Genomic DNA, 17804 nt, shown 5'->3' with positions numbered 1-17804 from the left:
CCGGGGTGAACCGGTCAGGAGAGGCCCAACTCCTGGTCGATGAAGGCGAACACCTCGTCGGCCGAGGCGGACTGCAGCTTGTCGGCGACCTCGACCTCGGCCGCCGTCTCGCGCGGGGCGCCGCTCCACCTGGCCAGCAGGGCCTGGAGCCGGGCGGCCACGTCCGCGCGGGTGTCCTCGTCCTCGGCGACCGTCGACAGTGCCGCCTCCAGCTGGTCGAGGTCGGCGAGCGAGGCCGCGCCCCGCTGGTCACTCGCGGGCAGCAGGTCCGCCCGCAGGCGGGCCGCCAGCGCGGCCGGGGTCGGGAAGTCGAACACCAGCGTCGCCGGGAGGCGCAGTCCGGTCGCGGCACCCAGGCGGTTGCGCAGCTCCAGGGCGGTCAGTGAGTCGAGACCGAGCTCCTTGAAGGCCCGTCCGGCGCCCACCTCGTCCATCGTCGGGTGTCCCAGCGCCGCCGCCGCGTGCGCCCGCACCAGGTCCACCAGCGTCTGCTCGCGCTCCAGTTCCGCCATTTGGGCCAGCCGCTGACGCAGGTCGGAGCCGTCGGACGCGGCGGGGGCGGCGGCTTCGGCGCTCGCCGCCGCACGACGGACGGCGGGCAGCTCGTCCAGCAGCGCGGAGGCGCGGACGGCGGTGAAGCCGGGTGCGAAGCGTTCCCAGACGATGTCGGCCACCGTGATCACGGTGTCGTCGAGGTCGAGGGCCTGCTGGAGGGCGGCGATCGCCGATTCGGGGGCCATGCCGGGCAGTCCGGCGCGATCCAGCCGGTCGCCGATCATGCCGTCGGCGGCCATACCGCTCTCGCCCCAGCGGCCCCACGCCACCGAGGTGGCGGGCAGGCCCTCGGCCCGGCGGTGCCCGGCGAAGGCGTCCAGGAAGGCGTTGGCCGCCGCGTAGTTGCCCTGTCCGGGGTCGCCCAGCGTGCCGGCGATTCCGGAGAACAGCACGAAAGCGTCCAATTTCTGATGCTTCGTCAGTTCATGCAGGTTGAGAGCCGCGTCCACCTTGGGACGGCAGACGGTCGCGATCCGGTCGGGCGTCAGCTGGTCGAGCACCCCGTCGTCCAGGACACCGGCGGTGTGGAAGACCGCCGACACCTCGACGGAGGCCAGCAGCTCCGCGAGCGCCTCGCGGTCGGCCGCGTCGCAGGAGGCGATGGTGACGGCGGCACCGAGCGCGGTCAGCTCCTCGCGCAGCTCGTCCGCGCCTTCGGCGTCCGGGCCGCGGCGGCTGGTGAGCAGCAGGTGCTCGGCGCCGCTGCGGGCGAGCCAACGGGCCACATGGGCACCCAGGGCACCGGTACCGCCGGTGACCAGGACGGTGCCGCTCGGGCGCCAACTCTCCGTCGTCGCGGCGCCGGAGGGCGCGTGCACCAACCGGCGGGCGAAGACCCCGGACGGGCGCACCGCGAGCTGGTCCTCGACCCCGGCACCGGCCAGCACGGCGACCAGCCGCTCCAGGCCGCGCTCGTCCACCTGCTCGGGGAGGTCCACCAGACCGCCCCAGCGATGCGGCTGCTCCTGCGCGGCCACCCGGCCCAGGCCCCAGACCAGCGACTGGGCGATCCCGGACGACCGCTCGCTGCGGCTCACCGCCACGGCACCGCGCGTGGCGCACCACAGCGGGGCCTCGATGCCGGCGTCCCCGAGTGCCTGCAGCAGCGCGACGGTACCCGTGAGCCCGGACGGCAGGCCCGGGTGGTCCGGGTGCGGCTCTTCCTCCAGGGCGAGCAGGGACAGCACTCCGGCCGGCGCGACCACGTCGTCCAGCTGCTTGCGGACCAGCTCGTCGAGACCGGAGCGGTCCAGGTCACCGGCCGGGACGACGAGTTTGAGCACCTCCGCACCGCGCTGCCCGAGCGTGCGGGTCAGCTGGGCCACCCAGCCCTCCTCGGCCAGCCGCTCGGGCAGTACGACGGCCCAGGTGCCGGAGAGTACGGGGGCGGGGAGGTCGGCCAGCGGCTGCCAGGTGATCCGGTAGCGCCAGCCGTCCACGGTGGACTGCTCGCGGCGCTGCCGCCGCCACGAGGACAGTGCGGGCAGTACGGCGCTCAGCGGCGCGTCATCGGCCAGCGCCAGCGAGTCCGCGAGGGATGCCAGGTCCTCGCTCTCCACGGCGGCCCAGAACTCCGTCTCCGCCGGGTCCAGGGCTCCGTCACGCTCGGCCGCCAGGTCCTCGGCGCGGGCCGCCTCGGGCCAGTAGCGACGGCGCTGGAAGGCGTAGGTGGGCAGGTCCACGAGCGGCGTATTGGTTCCGGCGAAGACGGCCGCCTGCCAGTCCACCGCGACCCCGCGCGCCCACGCCTCGGCGAACGAGGCCAGCAGTCGACGGGCGCCACCCTCGTTGCGGCGCAGGGTGCCGAACGCGGCGGCCTCACGGCTGCTCTGCTCGATGCTCTCCTGAACCGCCATGACCAGCACGGGGTGCGGGCTGACCTCGACGAAGGTGCCGTAGCCCTCCGCCAGCAGGGCCTCCACGGCCTCCTGAAGACGGACGGTGGTACGGAGGTTGGTGTACCAGTACTCCGCGTCCATGCCCGAGCCGTCGACCAGCTCACCGGTCACCGTGGACAGCAGCGGCACCCTACCCGCCCGCGGGGTCACGTCCTTGAGAACGTCCAACAGCTCGGTACGGATCGACTCCACCTGCGCCGAGTGCGAGGCGTAATCCACCGGCACCCGACGCGCCCGGACACCATCCGCCTCACAGGAGGCGATCAGCTCGTCCAGCGCGGCCGGCTCACCCGAAACCACCACCGACGACGGCCCGTTCACCGCCGCGACCGAGACCCGCTCCTCGCCCCAGACGGTCAGCCGCTCACGCACCGCCTCCACCGGCAGCGCAACGGACACCATCCCACCACGGCCAGCAAGCCCACCGGCAATCGCCCGGCTCCGCAGCGCCACCACCCGCGCACCGTCCTCCAGCGACAGCGCACCGGCCACCACGGCGGCGGCGATCTCACCCTGCGAGTGGCCCACCACCACCGACGGCTCCACACCCGCCGAACGCCAGACATCAGCGAGCGAGACCATCACGGCCCACAGCACCGGCTGGACCACATCCACCCGCTCCAGCCACGCCTCACCCGTCGCACCGCGCACGACATCCAGCAGCGACCAGTCCGTGAACGGCGCCAGCGCCGCCCCGCACTCCCCCATCCGCTCCGCGAACACCACGGAGTTCTCCAGGAGTTCCACCGCCATCGCAGCCCACTGCGAACCCTGACCCGGGAAGACGAACGCCACCTTCCCCGCAGACCCGGCGATGCCCCGGATCACCTGCGAGGCGGGATCAGCGGCGGCCAACTCCCCGAGTCCGAGCTCGAGTTCGTCGAGGTCGCCGCCGAGCACCACGGCCCGGTTCTCCAGCACCGCACGGCCGGCCACCAGCGATCGACCGACACCCAGCGCGTCCAACTCCGGCGAGGCAGCCGCGAAGGCCCGCAGCCGCGCCGCCTGCCCGCGCAACGCCTCCTCACCACGACCGGACACCACCCACGGCACCACCGACGCACCGACCACCGGCACACCGGCCACCGGCGACTCGGCCGACTCCTCGCCCGCCACCACCTCCGGCGCCTGTTCGACGATCACATGCGCGTTCGTCCCACTGAACCCGAACGACGACACACCCGCCCGACGCGGCTCACCCGTCACCGGCCACGGCCGCGCCTCGGTCAGCAGCTCCACCGAACCAGCCGACCAGTCCACGTGCGGCGAGGGCTCGTCGAGGTGGATGCTCTCCGGCAGCACACCGTGCCGCAGCGCCTCGACCATCTTGATCACACCGGCGAGTCCGGCTGCCGCCTGCGCGTGCCCGATGTTGGACTTCACCGAGCCGAGCAGCAGCGGACGGCCCTCGGGCCGGCTTTGGCCGTAGGTGGCGATCAGCGCCTGCGCCTCGATCGGGTCACCCAGCTTGGTGCCGGTGCCGTGCGCCTCCACCGCGTCCACCTGCTCGGCGGACAGTCCGGCATCGGCCAGCGCCTGCCGGATCACCCGCTGCTGCGACGGACCGTTCGGCGCCGTCAGACCGTTCGACGCACCGTCCTGGTTGATCGCCGAACCGCGCACCACCGCCAGCACCGGATGCCCGTTGCGCCGCGCGTCCGACAACCGCTCGACCAGCAGCATCCCGACGCCCTCGGAGGGGGTGAACCCGTCGGCCGCGGCCGAGAACGGCTTGCAGCGGCCGTCGGACGCCAGGCCCTGCTGCCGGCTGAACTCGATGAACGTCCCCGGCGTGGACATCACCGTCACACCGCCGGCCAGCGCCAGGTCGCACTCGCCGCCCCGCAGCGACTGCACGGCCAGGTGCAGGGCGACCAACGAGGCCGAGCAGGCGGTGTCCACGGTCATCGCCGGGCCCTCGAGGCCGAAGAGGTACGACACCCGGCCCGAGACCACGCTGGCCGCCGTACCGGTGGCGACATGCCCCTCGGCCGAGTGGGCGGCCGACGCCAGCAGGCCCAGGTAGTCCTGGCCGTTGGTACCCGCGAAGACACCGGTCCGGCTGCCGCGCAGCGTGGTGGGGTCGATGCCCGCGCGCTCGAACGCCTCCCAGGAGGTCTCCAGCAGCAGGCGCTGCTGCGGGTCCATCGCCAGCGCCTCACGCGGTGAGATGCCGAAGAAGGCCGCGTCGAACCGGCTGGCGTCGTGCAGGAAGCCGCCCTCGCGGATGTACGAGGTGCCCTGGTGGTCGGGGTCGGCGTTGAAGACCGTTTCCAGGTCCCAGCCACGGTCGGCGGGGAACTCCGACAGGGCGTCACCGCCGGCGAGCAGCAGCTGCCACAGGTCCTCGGGGCTCTGCACCCCGCCCGGGAAGCGGCAGCTCATGCCGACGATCGCGATCGGCTCGTCGGCGGCGGCGCGCACCACGACCGGGGCGGCCAGGCCGGTCACGGCGCCCGACAGCTCCTCGTCCAGGTGGCGGACCAGCGCCAGGGTGTTGGGGTGGTCGTAGATCAGGGTGGCCGGGAGCTTGATCCCTGCGGCGGCACCGAGCCGGTTGCGCAGTTCCACGGCGGTCAGCGAGTCGAAGCCGAGCTCCTTGAACGCCCGGCCGGTGTCCACCGCCTCCGGGCCCGGGTAGCCGAGCGCGGCCGCGACGTGCGAGGTGACCAGCTCGAGTAGGATCCGCTCCCGCTCGGCGGGCGAGGCACCCGCGAGCCGGACGGCGAGCGCGCCGCCGGCCGCCTCCTGGTTCTCCACCCCGCCGCCTGTGGACTCCAACGCCCGTACTGCTTCCGGGATCTCGAAGAGCAGCGGCCTGGTCCGGCCAGAGGTGAAGGCGAGCGCGAAGCGCTGCCAGTCGATGTCGGTGACGGTCAGTGCCGTCTCACCCCGGTCCAGCGCCTGCTGCAGCGCGGCCACCGCCAGGTCCGGCGACATCTCCAGGATGCCGTGCCGGCGCATCCGGTCACCGACGCCGCCCTCGGCCATCCCGCCCTCACCCCACGGGCCCCAGGCCACCGAGGTGGCGGGCAGGCCGTCGGTCCGGCGCTGCTCGGCGAGGGCGTCCAGGAAGGCGTTTCCGGGCGCGTAGTTGCCCTGCCCGGGAGCCCCGAAGGTGGCCGCGAAGGAGGAGAAGAGCACGAACGCATCGAGTTTCTGATGCATCGTCAGTTCGTGCAGGTGCAGGGCTGAGTCGACCTTGACCTGCAGCACCCGCTCCAGCTGGTCGACCGTCAGGGCCTGGATCACCGAGTCGTCCAGCACCGCGGCGGTGTGCATCACCGCGGTCAGCGGCCGGTCCGCCGGGATCCCGGCGAGCAGTCCGGCGAGCGCTTCACGGTCCGACACGTCGCAGGAGGCGATGGTGACGGCGGCACCGAGCGCGGTCAGCTCCTCGCGCAGCTCGTCCGCGCCTTCGGCGTCCGGGCCGCGGCGGCTGGTGAGCAGCAGGTGCTCGGCGCCGCTGCGGGCGAGCCAACGGGCCACGTGGGCACCCAAGGCACCGGTACCGCCGGTGACCAGGACCGTGCCGCTCGGACGCCAACTCTCCGTCGTCGCGGGGCCGGAGGGCGCGTGCACCAATCGGCGGGCGAAGACCCCGGACGGGCGCACCGCGAGCTGGTCCTCGCCGCCGGTTCCGGCGAGCACGCGGACCAGCCGCTCCAGGCCGCGCTCGTCCACCTGCTCGGGGAGGTCCACCAGTCCGCCCCAGCGCGGTGCGTCCTCCAGCGCGGCGACCCGGCCCAGGCCCCAGACCAGCGACTGGGTGGGGCTCGACAGGCGCTCCGCGCGGTTCACCGCCACGGCACCGCAGGTGGCGGTCCACACCGGGGTCTCGAATCCGGCATCGGCCAGCGACTGGAGCAGCAGCACCGATCCCGCCATGCCGAAGGGCACGGCCGGGTGGTCGGCACAGCGCCGCTCGACGAGTCCGAGCAGCGAGAGGACTCCGGCGGGAGCCTCGGTCAGGCCGGTCCGCAGCCTCTCGGACAGCGCCTCCCGGTCCAGGTCCGCGGCGTCGACCGACAGCCGGCGGACCTCCGCGCCGTGCCGGGCGAGGGCCTCGGCGGCAGCCGCTGCCCAGGGGGTCTCCTCGGCCGGGGCCACCAGCAGCCAGGTACCGGAGAGTACGGGGGCGGGGAGGTCGGCCAGCGGCTGCCAGGTGATCCGGTAGCGCCAGCCGTCCACGGTGGACTGCTCACGGCGCTGCCGCCGCCACGAGGACAGAGCGGGCAGTACGGCGCTCAGCGGCGCGTCGTCGGCCAGCTCCAACGACTCCGCGAGGGACGCCAGGTCCTCGCTCTCCACGGCGGCCCAGAACTCCGCCTCCACCGGGTCGAGCGACGTGTCATGCTCGGCGGCGGGCGCGGCCGGCGCCTCCAGCCAGTAACGACGGCGCTGGAAGGCATAGGTGGGCAGGTCCACGAGCGGTGCGTCGGTGCCCGCGAAGACGGCCGCCCGCCAGTCCACCGCGACCCCGCGCACCCACGCCTCGGCGAACGAGGCCAGCAGTCGACGGGCACCGCCCTCGTTGCGGCGCAGCGTCCCCACGGTCACGGCCTCGCGTCCGGCCGCTTCCACGGTCTCCTGGACCCCGGTCACCAGGACGGGGTGTGCGCTGACCTCGACGAAGGTGCCGATGCCGTGGTTCGTCACCAACTCCGCCGTGGCCTCGGCGAATCGAACGGTGGCGCGCAGGTTGGTGTACCAGTACTCCGCGTCCATACCTGAGCCGTCGACCAGCTCACCGGTCACCGTGGACAGCAGCGGCACCCTACCCGCCCGCGGGGTCACGTCCTTGAGAACGTCCAACAGCTCGGTACGGATCGACTCCACCTGCGCCGAGTGCGAGGCGTAATCCACCGGCACCCGACGCGCCCGGACACCATCCGCCTCACAGGAGGCGATCAGCTCGTCCAGCGCGGCCGGCTCTCCCGAAACCACCACCGACGACGGCCCGTTCACCGCGGCGACCGAGACCCGCTCCTCGCCCCAGACGGTCAGCCGCTCACGCACCGCCTCCACCGGCAGCGCGACGGACACCATCCCACCACGGCCAGCAAGCCCACCGGCAATCGCCCGGCTCCGCAGCGCCACCACCCGCGCACCGTCCTCCAGCGACAGCGCACCCGCGACCACCGCAGCGGCGATCTCACCCTGCGAGTGGCCCACCACCACCGACGGCTCCACACCCGCCGAACGCCAGACATCAGCGAGCGAGACCATCACGGCCCACAGCACCGGCTGGACCACATCCACCCGCTCCAGCCACGCCTCACCGGCCCGGCCGAGCAGCACGTCCTCCAACGACCAGTCCGTGAACGGCGCCAGCGCCGCCCCGCACTCGGCGATCCGCTCGGCGAACACCGGAGACTGCTCCCACAGCTCGGCACCCATCGCGGCCCACTGCGAACCCTGACCCGGGAAGACGAACGCCACCTTCCCCGCGGACCCGGGCGCCACGCCCTCGATCACCTCGGCCGCGACGCCGCCGGCGGCCAAGGTGTCCAGCCCGCGCCGGAGTTCGTCGAGGTCGCCGCCGAGCACCACGGCCCGGTTCTCCAGCACCGCACGGCCGGCCACCAGCGATCGACCGACACCCAGCGCATCCGGCTCCGGCGAGGCAGCCGCGAAGGCCCGCAGCCGCGCCGCCTGCCCGCGCAACGCCTCCTCACCACGACCGGACACCACCCACGGCACCACCGACGCACCGACCACCGACGCACCGACCACCGACGCACCGACCACCGGCGACTCGGCCGCCTCCTCGCCCGCCACCACCTCCGGCGCCTGCTCGACGATCACATGCGCGTTCGTCCCACTGAACCCGAACGACGACACAGCCGCCCGACGCGGCTCACCCGTCACCGGCCACGGCCGCGCCTCGGTCAGCAGCTCCACCGCACCGGCCGACCAGTCCACGTGGGTGGACGGCTCACCGACGTGCAGGGTCTGCGGCAGCATCCCGTGCCGCATCGCCATCACCATCTTGATGACGCCGCCGACACCCGCCGCCGCCTGGGTGTGGCCGATGTTCGACTTCAGCGAACCCAGCCACAGCGGCTTGTCGGCGGCACGCTCCTGACCGTAGGTCGCCAGCAGCGCCTGCGCCTCGATCGGGTCACCCAGCGTCGTGCCGGTACCGTGCGCCTCGACCACGTCGACCTGGGCGGGCGTCAGCGAAGCGGTCGCCAGCGCCTGGCGGATCACCCGCTGCTGCGACGGACCGTTCGGAGCCGTCAGACCGTTCGACGCACCGTCCTGGTTGATCGCCGAGCCGCGCACCACCGCCAGCACCGGGTGCCCGTTGCGCCGCGCGTCCGACAACCGCTCGACCAGCAGCATCCCGACGCCCTCGCCCCAGCCGGTGCCGTCGGCGTCGTCCGAGAACGCCTTGCAGCGCCCGTCCGTCGCCAGACCGCGCTGGCGGCTGAACTCCACGAAGGTGCCCGGGGTCGCCATCACGGTGACGCCACCGGCCAGGGCCATCGTGCACTCACCCGACCGGAGCGCCTGGACCGCCAGATGGAGGGCGACCAGCGAGGAGGAGCAGGCGGTGTCCACGGTGACCGCCGGACCCTCCAGGCCGAAGGTGTAGGACACCCGGCCCGAGGCCACGCTGCCGAAGCTGCCGGTGCCCAGGTGGCCCTCCACCCCCTCGGGCACGGTGCCGAGCCGGCTGGCGTACTCGTGGTACATCAGGCCGGCGAAGATGCCGGTCCGGCTGCCCTTGAGCGCGGCCGGGTCGATGCCCGCCCGTTCGAACGCCTCCCACGAGGTCTCCAGCAGCAGCCGCTGCTGGGGATCCATCGCGAGTGCCTCACGCGGCGAGATCCCGAAGAACGCCGGGTCGAACTCGCTCGCGTCGTGCAGGAATCCGCCCTGGCTGACGTAGCTGGTGCCCTGGGCGTCCGGGTCGTCGTCGATCAGCGAGGACTCGTCCCAGCCACGGTCGGTCGGGAAGCCGCTGATGGCGTCACCGCCGGACGCGACCAGCCGCCACAGCTCCTCGGGGCTGGCCACGCCACCGGGATAGCGGCAGGCCATCCCGACGATCGCGATCGGCTCGTGGTCGCGCTCCTCCATCTCCCGCAGGCGTCGGCGGGCGTTCCGCAGATCGGCGGTGGCGCGCTTGAGGTAGTCGCGCAGCTTGTCCTCGTTCAGCATGTCCGTCCGCTCCTTGCGGCAAAGAAAGGGGGTCGCGCGTGGTCAGTCAGGAAGTTTCGAGCTCGTCATCGAGGAGGTCGAACAGCTCGTCGTCGGTGGCCGAGTCGAGATCGCTGTTGTCGTCGGCCGACGCCCGGCCCGGGGCCACGGTCTCCCGCCACTGCGTCAGCAGGGCCTGCAGACGCAGCGTGACCCTGGTGCCGGTCTCCTCGTCGGCCGGCGTCGCTTCGAGTGCCTCGGCCAGCCGGTCCAGCTCGGCGAAGACGTTCGGCGCGGCTTCCGCCCCGTCCTGCGGGAGAGCCGTCCGCAGGTGTCCGACCAGATCGACGGGGCTCGGGTAGTCGAAGATCAGCGTGGCGGGGAGCCGGAGGCCGGTGACCGCGTTCAGCCGGTTGCGCAGCTCGACGGCGGTCAGCGAGTCGAAGCCCAACTCGCGGAAGGCGTGCGTCGGCTGGACGGCCGACGCGCCGGCGTAGCCGAGCACCGTGGCGACCTGCCCGCACACCAGCTCCAGCAGTATGCGCTCCTGCTCGTCCGCCGGCTGGCCGCTGAGCTGCTGCCGCAGCGCGGCCGCGGGGTCGGCTCCCACCGCCGAGGCCGCGGCCCGTCGGGCGGGCACCCGGACCAGGCCGCGCAGCAGCGCCGGGACGTGGCCCGACTCGACCGCCTGGGTGCGCAGCCCGGCCAGGTCCAGCCGGGCCGGCACCAGGACGGCGTCCGGCAGGGCGACCGAAGCGTCGAGCAGTGCGAGGCCCTCGTCGACCGTGAGCGCCACCGCGCCGCCGCGCGCCATCCGCTGGACGTCGGCGGTGTCCAACTCGCCGGCCATACCGCCGTCCTCGGCCCACAGACCCCAGGCGAGCGAGGTCGCCGGGAGTCCGGCGGCCCGGCGCTGCTGGGCGAGGGCGTCCAGGAAGCTGTTCGCGGCGGCGTAGTTTGCCTGCCCCGCGTTGCCGAAGACTCCGGCGGCGGAGGAGAACAGCACGAAGGCGGCGATTTCCTGATGCCTCGTCAGTTGGTGCAGGTTCCAGGCCGCATTCACCTTCGGCCGCAGCACCGCGTCGATGCGTTCGGGGGTGAGGGAGGAGACCACGCCGTCGTCCAGGACACCCGCGGTGTGCACCACGGCGGTCAGGTTCTGCTCTGCGAGCAGCGCCGCCAGCGCCTCACGGTCCGCGACATCGCACGCGGCGAAGTGGACAGAGGCGCCGAGCGCCGACAGCTCGGCCGCCAACTCGCCCGCGCCGTCGGCCGCTCCGCCGCGACGGGACACCAGCAGCAGTCGGCGCGCACCGTGCCGCTCGACCAGGTGCCGGGCCACCACCCGGCCCAGCGAGCCGGTCGCGCCCGTGAGCAGGACCGTGCCCTCGGGGTCGAACACCGGCGGCTCGACCTCGGTGGCCTTGGGGGCGCGGGCCAGCCGCAGCGCCAGGGCGCTGCCCGAGCGCAGTGCGAGTTGCGGCTCTCCGCTCTCGACGGCGGCTGCCAGCAGGCCCGGTGCGGCCGGGTCGTCGTCCAGGTCCACCAGGACGATCCGACCCGGGTTCTCCGACTGCGCCGAGCGCAGCAGGCCCCACACGGCGGCGGAGGGCAGATCCGACACCGTCTCATCGGTACCGGCGGCCACCGCGCCACGGGTCACCACCACGAGCCGGCTGTCCGCGAGCAGGTCCTCGGCCAGCCACTCCTGTACCAGGGCGAGCACATCGCGCACGGCGGTGTGCGTCGCGGCGGCCGCGTCCGCACCGGCCTCGGACCGCACGGGGAGCAGGATCGTCTCCGGCAGGGCGCCCACCAGCTCGGCGAGGTCCTCGAACCGCTCGATCTCGCCGAGCCCGAGCCCCAGCACGTCCGCACCCAGCAGTACGGTGCCGGACAGGGACGCGGCGGACGGCAGTCCGACCTCCGTCCACTCCGGCCGGAACAGCGAGTCCTCGCCGCCCGAAGCCGCCAACTGCTCGGCTACGAACGGCCGCAGCACCAGCGACTCCACCGACGCGACCGGCGCGCCCGCGCCGTCCATCGCCGTCAGCGACACCGCGTCGTCACCGGCCCGCGCCAGCCGCACCCGCAGCTCCGACGCGCCGGAGGCGTACAGGCACACACCGCTCCATGCGAACGGCAGTCGGCCCTGGCCGGTGTCCGCCACCAGGCCGCCGAGTCCCACCGCGTGCAGCGCGGAGTCCAGCAACGCTGGGTGCAGACCGAACAGACCCGCCTCGTCCCGGCTCTCCTCCGGCAGCGCCAGCTCCGCGAACACCTCGCCGTCCAGCCGCCAGGCCGCGCGGACCCCCTGGAACACCGGACCGTAACCGAACCCGGCCGCCGCGAACCCGTCGTACAGCCCGTCGACCGGTACGGGCTCCGCCCCCGCCGGCGGCCACTCGGCCGGCCCGGCGGGTGCCTCCGCAGCGCCCTCGGCCAGCACACCCGTCGCATGACGCGTCCACGGATCGCCGTCCGCCGCACCGGCGTCGCGTGCGTGCAGGCTGACGGTGCGCCGTCCCGTCCCGTCGGCCGCTCCGAGACGCAGTTGCAGCTGCATCGGCGTCTCCTCGGGCAGGACGAGCGGCGCTTCGAGGGTGAGCTCGTCCAGCAGGCCACAGCCGACCTGGTCACCGGCGGCGAGCGCCAGGTCCACGAAGGCCGTTCCGGGCAGCAGCACCCTGCCCGCCACCGCGTGGTCGGCCAGCCAGGGCTGCGCGGCGGAGGACAGCCGCCCCGTGAACAGGTAGCCGTCACCGTCGGCCAGCGGCACGGCGGCGCCGAGCAGCGGGTGGCCGACCGCGTTCAGGCCCGCCGAGGCGACATCGCCGACCGGCCCGGTGCCGGTCTGCGGCCAGTAGCGCTCACGCTGGAACGCGTACGTGGGCAGGTCGACCAGCCGCGCGCCGGTACCGCCGTACACCGCCGCCCAGTCCACCCGGACGCCGCTCACGTGCAGTCGGCCCAGCGCCGTCGCGACGGTCTCCGGCTCGTGGCGGTCCCGGCGCAGGATCGGGATGAACAGCGCCGCCTCGGCCACGCTCTCCTGTGCCATCGCGGTGAGCGTGCCGTCCGGGCCCAACTCCAGGAAGGTGCGGACGCCTTCGCGCTCCAGGGTCCGCGCCGCGTCGTGGAAGCGGACGGCCTCGCGAACGTGCCGCACCCAGTACTCGGGAGAGCACAGCTCCTCCGCCGAGGCGACCTGCCCCGTCAGCGTCGAGACGATCGGGATGCGCGGTTCGGCGAAGGTCAGGCCCTCGGCGACGCTCCGGAACTCGGCGAGCATGCCGTCCATCAGCGGCGAGTGGAACGCATGGCTCACGGTGAGCCGCTTGGTCTTGCGCCCTTGGGCCTCCCAGTCCGCCGCCAGCTCCAGCACCGAACGCTCGTCGCCCGAGACCACCAGCGAGTTCGGGCCGTTGATGGCCGCGATGCCCAGCTCGTCCTCGCGGCCGATCAGCAGCGGCACCACCTCGCCCTCGCTCGCCTGGATCGCCACCATGGCACCGCCTGCGGGCAGTTGCTGCATCAGCCGGCCACGGGCAGCCACCAGTGCGGCAGCATCCGGAAGCGAGAGCACACCCGCGACGTGCGCGGCGGCCAGCTCACCGATCGAGTGCCCGGCCAGGAAGTCCGGCCGCACACCCCACGACTCCACCAACCGGAACAGCGCCACCTCGATCGCGAACAGCGCCGGCTGGGTGTACCCGGTCTGGTCCAACTCCTCCCCGCCGAAAACCACTTCACGCAGCGGACGGTCCAAGTGCCGGTCCAGCTCCGCACAGACCGCGTCGAAAGCCTCGGCGAACACCGGATGTGCCTGGTGCAGCTCGGCGCCCATACCGGCCCGCTGGCTGCCCTGACCGGCGAAGAGGAACGCCGTCGTGGTCCCGGCACCCGCCGCGGCCTCCAGCGGGGTCTGCCCGTCCGCCAGCGCCGCCAGCCCGGTGCGCAGTTCGTCGCGGTCCCGCACCAGTAGGGCGGCCCGGTGATCGAAGAGCGTGCGCGCCGTGGCCAGCGAGTAGGCGATGTCAGGGATCGTCAACTCGGGTCGGGTGGCGATGTGTTCGAGCAGCCGATGTGCCTGGCCGCGCAGCGCAGTCGGGGTCTTGGCCGACAGCAGCAGCGGAAGCGCGGGGTGCTCCTCGGGGCACGGGTCGAGCTCGACGGCGGGAGCCTCTTCGAGGATGGTGTGGGCGTTGGTGCCGCTGATACCGAAGGACGACACACCGGCCCGGCGCGGCTCACCCGCCGAAGGCCAAGGCTGCGCCTCGGTGAGCAGCGAGACCGCACCCGCCGACCAGTCCACGTGGGTGGACGGCTCGCCGACGTGCAGGGTCTGCGGCAGCACGCCGTGCCGCATCGCCATCACCATCTTGATCACACCGGCGACACCGGCGGCGGCCTGGGTGTGGCCGAGGTTCGACTTCACCGAACCCAGCCACAGCGGACGGTCGTGCGAGTGCTCCCGGCCGTAGGTGGCCAGCAGCGCCTGCGCCTCGATCGGGTCGCCCAGCCGGGTACCCGTACCGTGCGCCTCCACCGCGTCCACCTGCGCGGCGGACAGTCCGGCCGAGGCCAGCGCCTGCTGGATCACCCGCTGCTGGGACGGACCGTTGGGCGCGGTCAGACCGTTCGAGGCACCGTCCTGGTTGATCGCGGAGCCGCGCACGATGCCGAGCACCGGGTGCCCGTTGCGCCGGGCGTCGGAGAGCCGCTCGACCAGCAGCATGCCCGCGCCCTCACCCCAGCCGGTGCCGTCCGCGTCGTCGGAGAACGCCTTGCACCGGCCGTCGGCCGACAGTCCGCGCTGGCGACTGAAGTCCACGAAGGTCCCCGGCGTCGCCATAACGGTGACACCACCGGCCAGCGCCAGCGAGCACTCACCCGAGCGCAGCGCCTGGACGGCCCAGTGCAGCGCGACCAGCGAGGAGGAGCAGGCGGTGTCGACCGTGACGGCCGGCCCCTCCAGCCCGAAGGTGTAGGACAGCCTGCCCGAGGCGATGCTGCCCGCGCCACCGCTGCCCAGATACCCCTCGGTGCCACTGGGCACGTCCTGCAGTCGGGTGGCGTAGTCGTGGTACATCACGCCGACGAACACGCCGGTCCGGCTGCCGCGCAGGGTCGCCGGGTCGATGCCCGCCCGCTCGAACGCCTCCCAGGAGGTCTCCAGCAGCAGCCGCTGCTGCGGGTCCGTGGCCAGGGCCTCACGCGGGCTGATCCCGAAGAAGGTCGGGTCGAACTCGGCGGCGTCGTGCAGGAATCCGCCTCGGCGGGTGTACGAGGTGCCGGGGTGCTCGGGGTCCGGGTGATACAGGTTCTCGACGTCCCAGCCACGGTCGGTGGGGAAGTCGGAGATCGCGTCGCGCCCGGCCGAGACCAACTGCCACAGGTCCTCGGGGCTCTGCACCCCTCCCGGGTACCGGCAGCTCATCGCGACGATCGCGATCGGGTCGTCATCCGTGAACGTGCCGGCGACGACGGCCGATCGGTCCACCTCGCGGCCGCCGACCAGTTCGGCGCGCAGGTACTGGGCGAGTACCTGGGGGTTGGGGTGGTCGAACACCAGCGTGGCGGGGAGACGCAGCCCGGTGGCCGCGTTGAGGCCGTTGCGGAGTTCGAGCGCGGTGAGGGAGTCGAAGCCCAAGTCACGGAAGGCGCGAGTGGGATCGACCGCTCCCGGGCCGCTGTGTCCCAGCACGGCGGCGGCCTGGGTACGGACGAGGTCGAGCAGCTCCTGGTCCTGCTCGGCCGGGGCCAGCGCGGCGAGCCGCCGGCCGAGAGCGGACCGGTCGGGACCGGCTGCGGCAGCGACGGCTGCTGCGCGGCGCATCGGGGTCCGTACCAGCCCGTGCAGCAGCGGGGCCAGCGTCCCGGCCTCGGCCTGTCCGCGCAGACCGGCGAGGTCGAGCCGGATCGGCGCCAGCACGGGCTGGTCCGCACGCACGGAGGCGTCGAACAGCCGCACGCCCTCGGCGGTGGTCAGCGCGGCGACACCGCCGCGCGCCATCCGCTGGACGTCCGTCGTTTCCAGCTCACCGCCCATGCCGCCGTCTTCGGCCCACAGGCCCCAGGCGAGCGAGGTCGCCGGGAGACCGGCCGTACGGCGCTGCTGGGCGAGCGCGTCCAGGAAGCTGTTCGCGGCGGCGTAGTTGCCCTGACCGGCCGCGCCGAACAGACCGGCGGCGGAGGAGAACAGCACGAACGCGGAGAGGTCCTGGTGCTTCGTCAGTTCGTGCAGGTTCCAGGCCGCGTCCACCTTCGGGCGCAGCACGGTGTCGATGCGCTCGGGGGTGAGCGAGGAGATCACGCCGTCATCCAGGACACCGGCGGTGTGCACGACTGCGGTCAGGCGGTGTTCGGCGAGCAGGGCGGCCAGCGCGTCACGGTCCGCGACGTCGCAGGCGGCGAAGACCGGCTCCGCACCCAACTCGCGGAGAAGGTCTGCGAGTTCTTCGGCGCCCTCGGCCTGAGCCCCGCGCCGCGAGACCAGCAGCAGCCTACGCGCGCCGTACTCCGCGACCAGGTGCCGGGCGAACAGCGCACCCAACGTGCCCGTCGCGCCCGTCACCAGCACCGTACCCTCCGGGTCCAGCACCAGCGGCTCGACCTCGGCAACCGCCGGGACCCGCGCCAGACGCGGCGTAAAAGCCTTGCCCACACGCAGCGCCAGCTGCGGCTCACCGCTCTCGACGGCGTTCGGCAGGGCGCGCAGTGAGGCCGGTTCCTCGTCCAGGTCGACCAGCACGATCCGGCCCGGGTTCTCCGACTGCGCCGAACCCAGCAGACCCCACACAGCGGCCGAGGGCAGGTCCAGTACATCAGTGTCACTGGTCGCCACCGCACCGCGCGTGACCACCACCAGACGGGTGTCCGCCAGCAGATCCTCCGCCAGCCACTCCTGCACCAGGGCCAGCGCATCGTGTACGGCGGCGCGAGTTGCGGCGGCCACGTCGCCGTCGGCCTCCGGCAGCACGGGGACCACGATCGTCCCCGGCACCGACAGACCGGCCGAGACCGCCGCCCGCAGCTCGGCCAGGTTCCCGAACTGCTCGACGTCCTCCAGCCCGAGATCGTCCGCGCCGAGCACCGTCACCACATCCGACGCCTCGACCGACGGCAGAACCACACCGACCCACTCCGGCCGGAACAACGACTCGTGCCCGCCGCCCGCACCCGCCAACTGCTCAGCCGCGAACGGCCGCAGCACCAGCGACTCCACCGACGCGACCGGCGCACCCGTACCATCCGCAACCGCCAGCGACACCGCATCCTCGCCGGCCCGCGCCAACCGCACCCGCAGCTCGGAGGCACCCGCCGCGAACAGCGACACCCCCGACCACGCGAACGGCAGCCGGCCCTGCCCGGTGTCCTCCACCAGACCACCCAGCGCCACCCCGTGCAGCGCCGCGTCCAGCAACGCCGGGTGCAGACCGAACGCAGCCCCGGTGTCGCGCACATCCTCCGGCAACGCGATCTCGGCGAACACCTCACCATCGCGCCGCCAGGCCGCCCGCAGCCCCTGGAACACCGGGCCGTAGCCGAACCCGGCCGCCGCGAACCCCTCGTACAGCCCATCGACCGGCGCGGGCTCCGCACCCACCGGCGGCCACTCCACCAGATCGAACGAGGCAGGCTGCTCCTTGGCCGACAGGAAACCCGTGGCGTGGACGGTCCATGGACTGCCGGACCAGACGGTCCCACCGTCCGCGCCCTCCTGCGGGCGGGAGTAGACGCTCAGCGGGCGGCGTCCGGTCCCGTCGGTTGCACCCACCGCGAGGCACAGCCGTACCGCGCCCGCCGCCGGGATGACCAGCGGAGCCTCCAGTGCCAGCTCCTCCACCACTGCGCAGCCGACCTGGTCACCGGCGGCAACCGCCAGGTCCACGAAGGCCGTTCCCGGGAGCAGTACGCTGCCGGCCACGGCGTGGTCGGCCAGCCACGGGTGCGTCTCGACGGAGAGGCGGCCGACGAAGAGGTGCCCGTCCGAGTCCGGCAGGCCGACGACCGCGCCGAGCAGCGGGTGGTCGATCGCACCCAGGCCGGCCGCCGCGACGTCACCGCTCTGGAGCGCACCGGCGTCCAGCCAGTACCGCTCCCGCTGGAAGGCGTAGGTGGGCAGGTCGACGCGCTGCGCGCCGGTGCCCGCGAACACGGCCTGCCAGTCCACCCTCACGCCACGGACGTGCAGCTGGG

The 17804-nt window shown here is 73.5% G+C and carries 1 protein-coding gene and 1 pseudogene; both read right to left on the bottom strand.

Translation table 11 applies throughout. The annotated features are described in order from the left end of the window. Positions 1–14: 14 nt before the first annotated feature. Positions 15–9620, bottom strand: a complete 9606-nt coding sequence (locus ACZ5ON_RS33655) for a type I polyketide synthase (RefSeq protein ID WP_465600736.1) — start codon at positions 9618–9620, stop codon at positions 15–17. Between the two features lie 49 nt (positions 9621–9669). Next, positions 9670–17784: pseudogene (locus ACZ5ON_RS33650) on the bottom strand (type I polyketide synthase); the annotation flags it as partial. Positions 17785–17804: the final 20 nt, after the last annotated feature.

It is taken from the genome of Kitasatospora sp. NPDC032150, assembly GCF_055579945.1.
The sequence above is the reverse complement of the archived record's forward strand: the minus strand, read 5'-3'. Positions and strand labels throughout refer to the sequence as shown.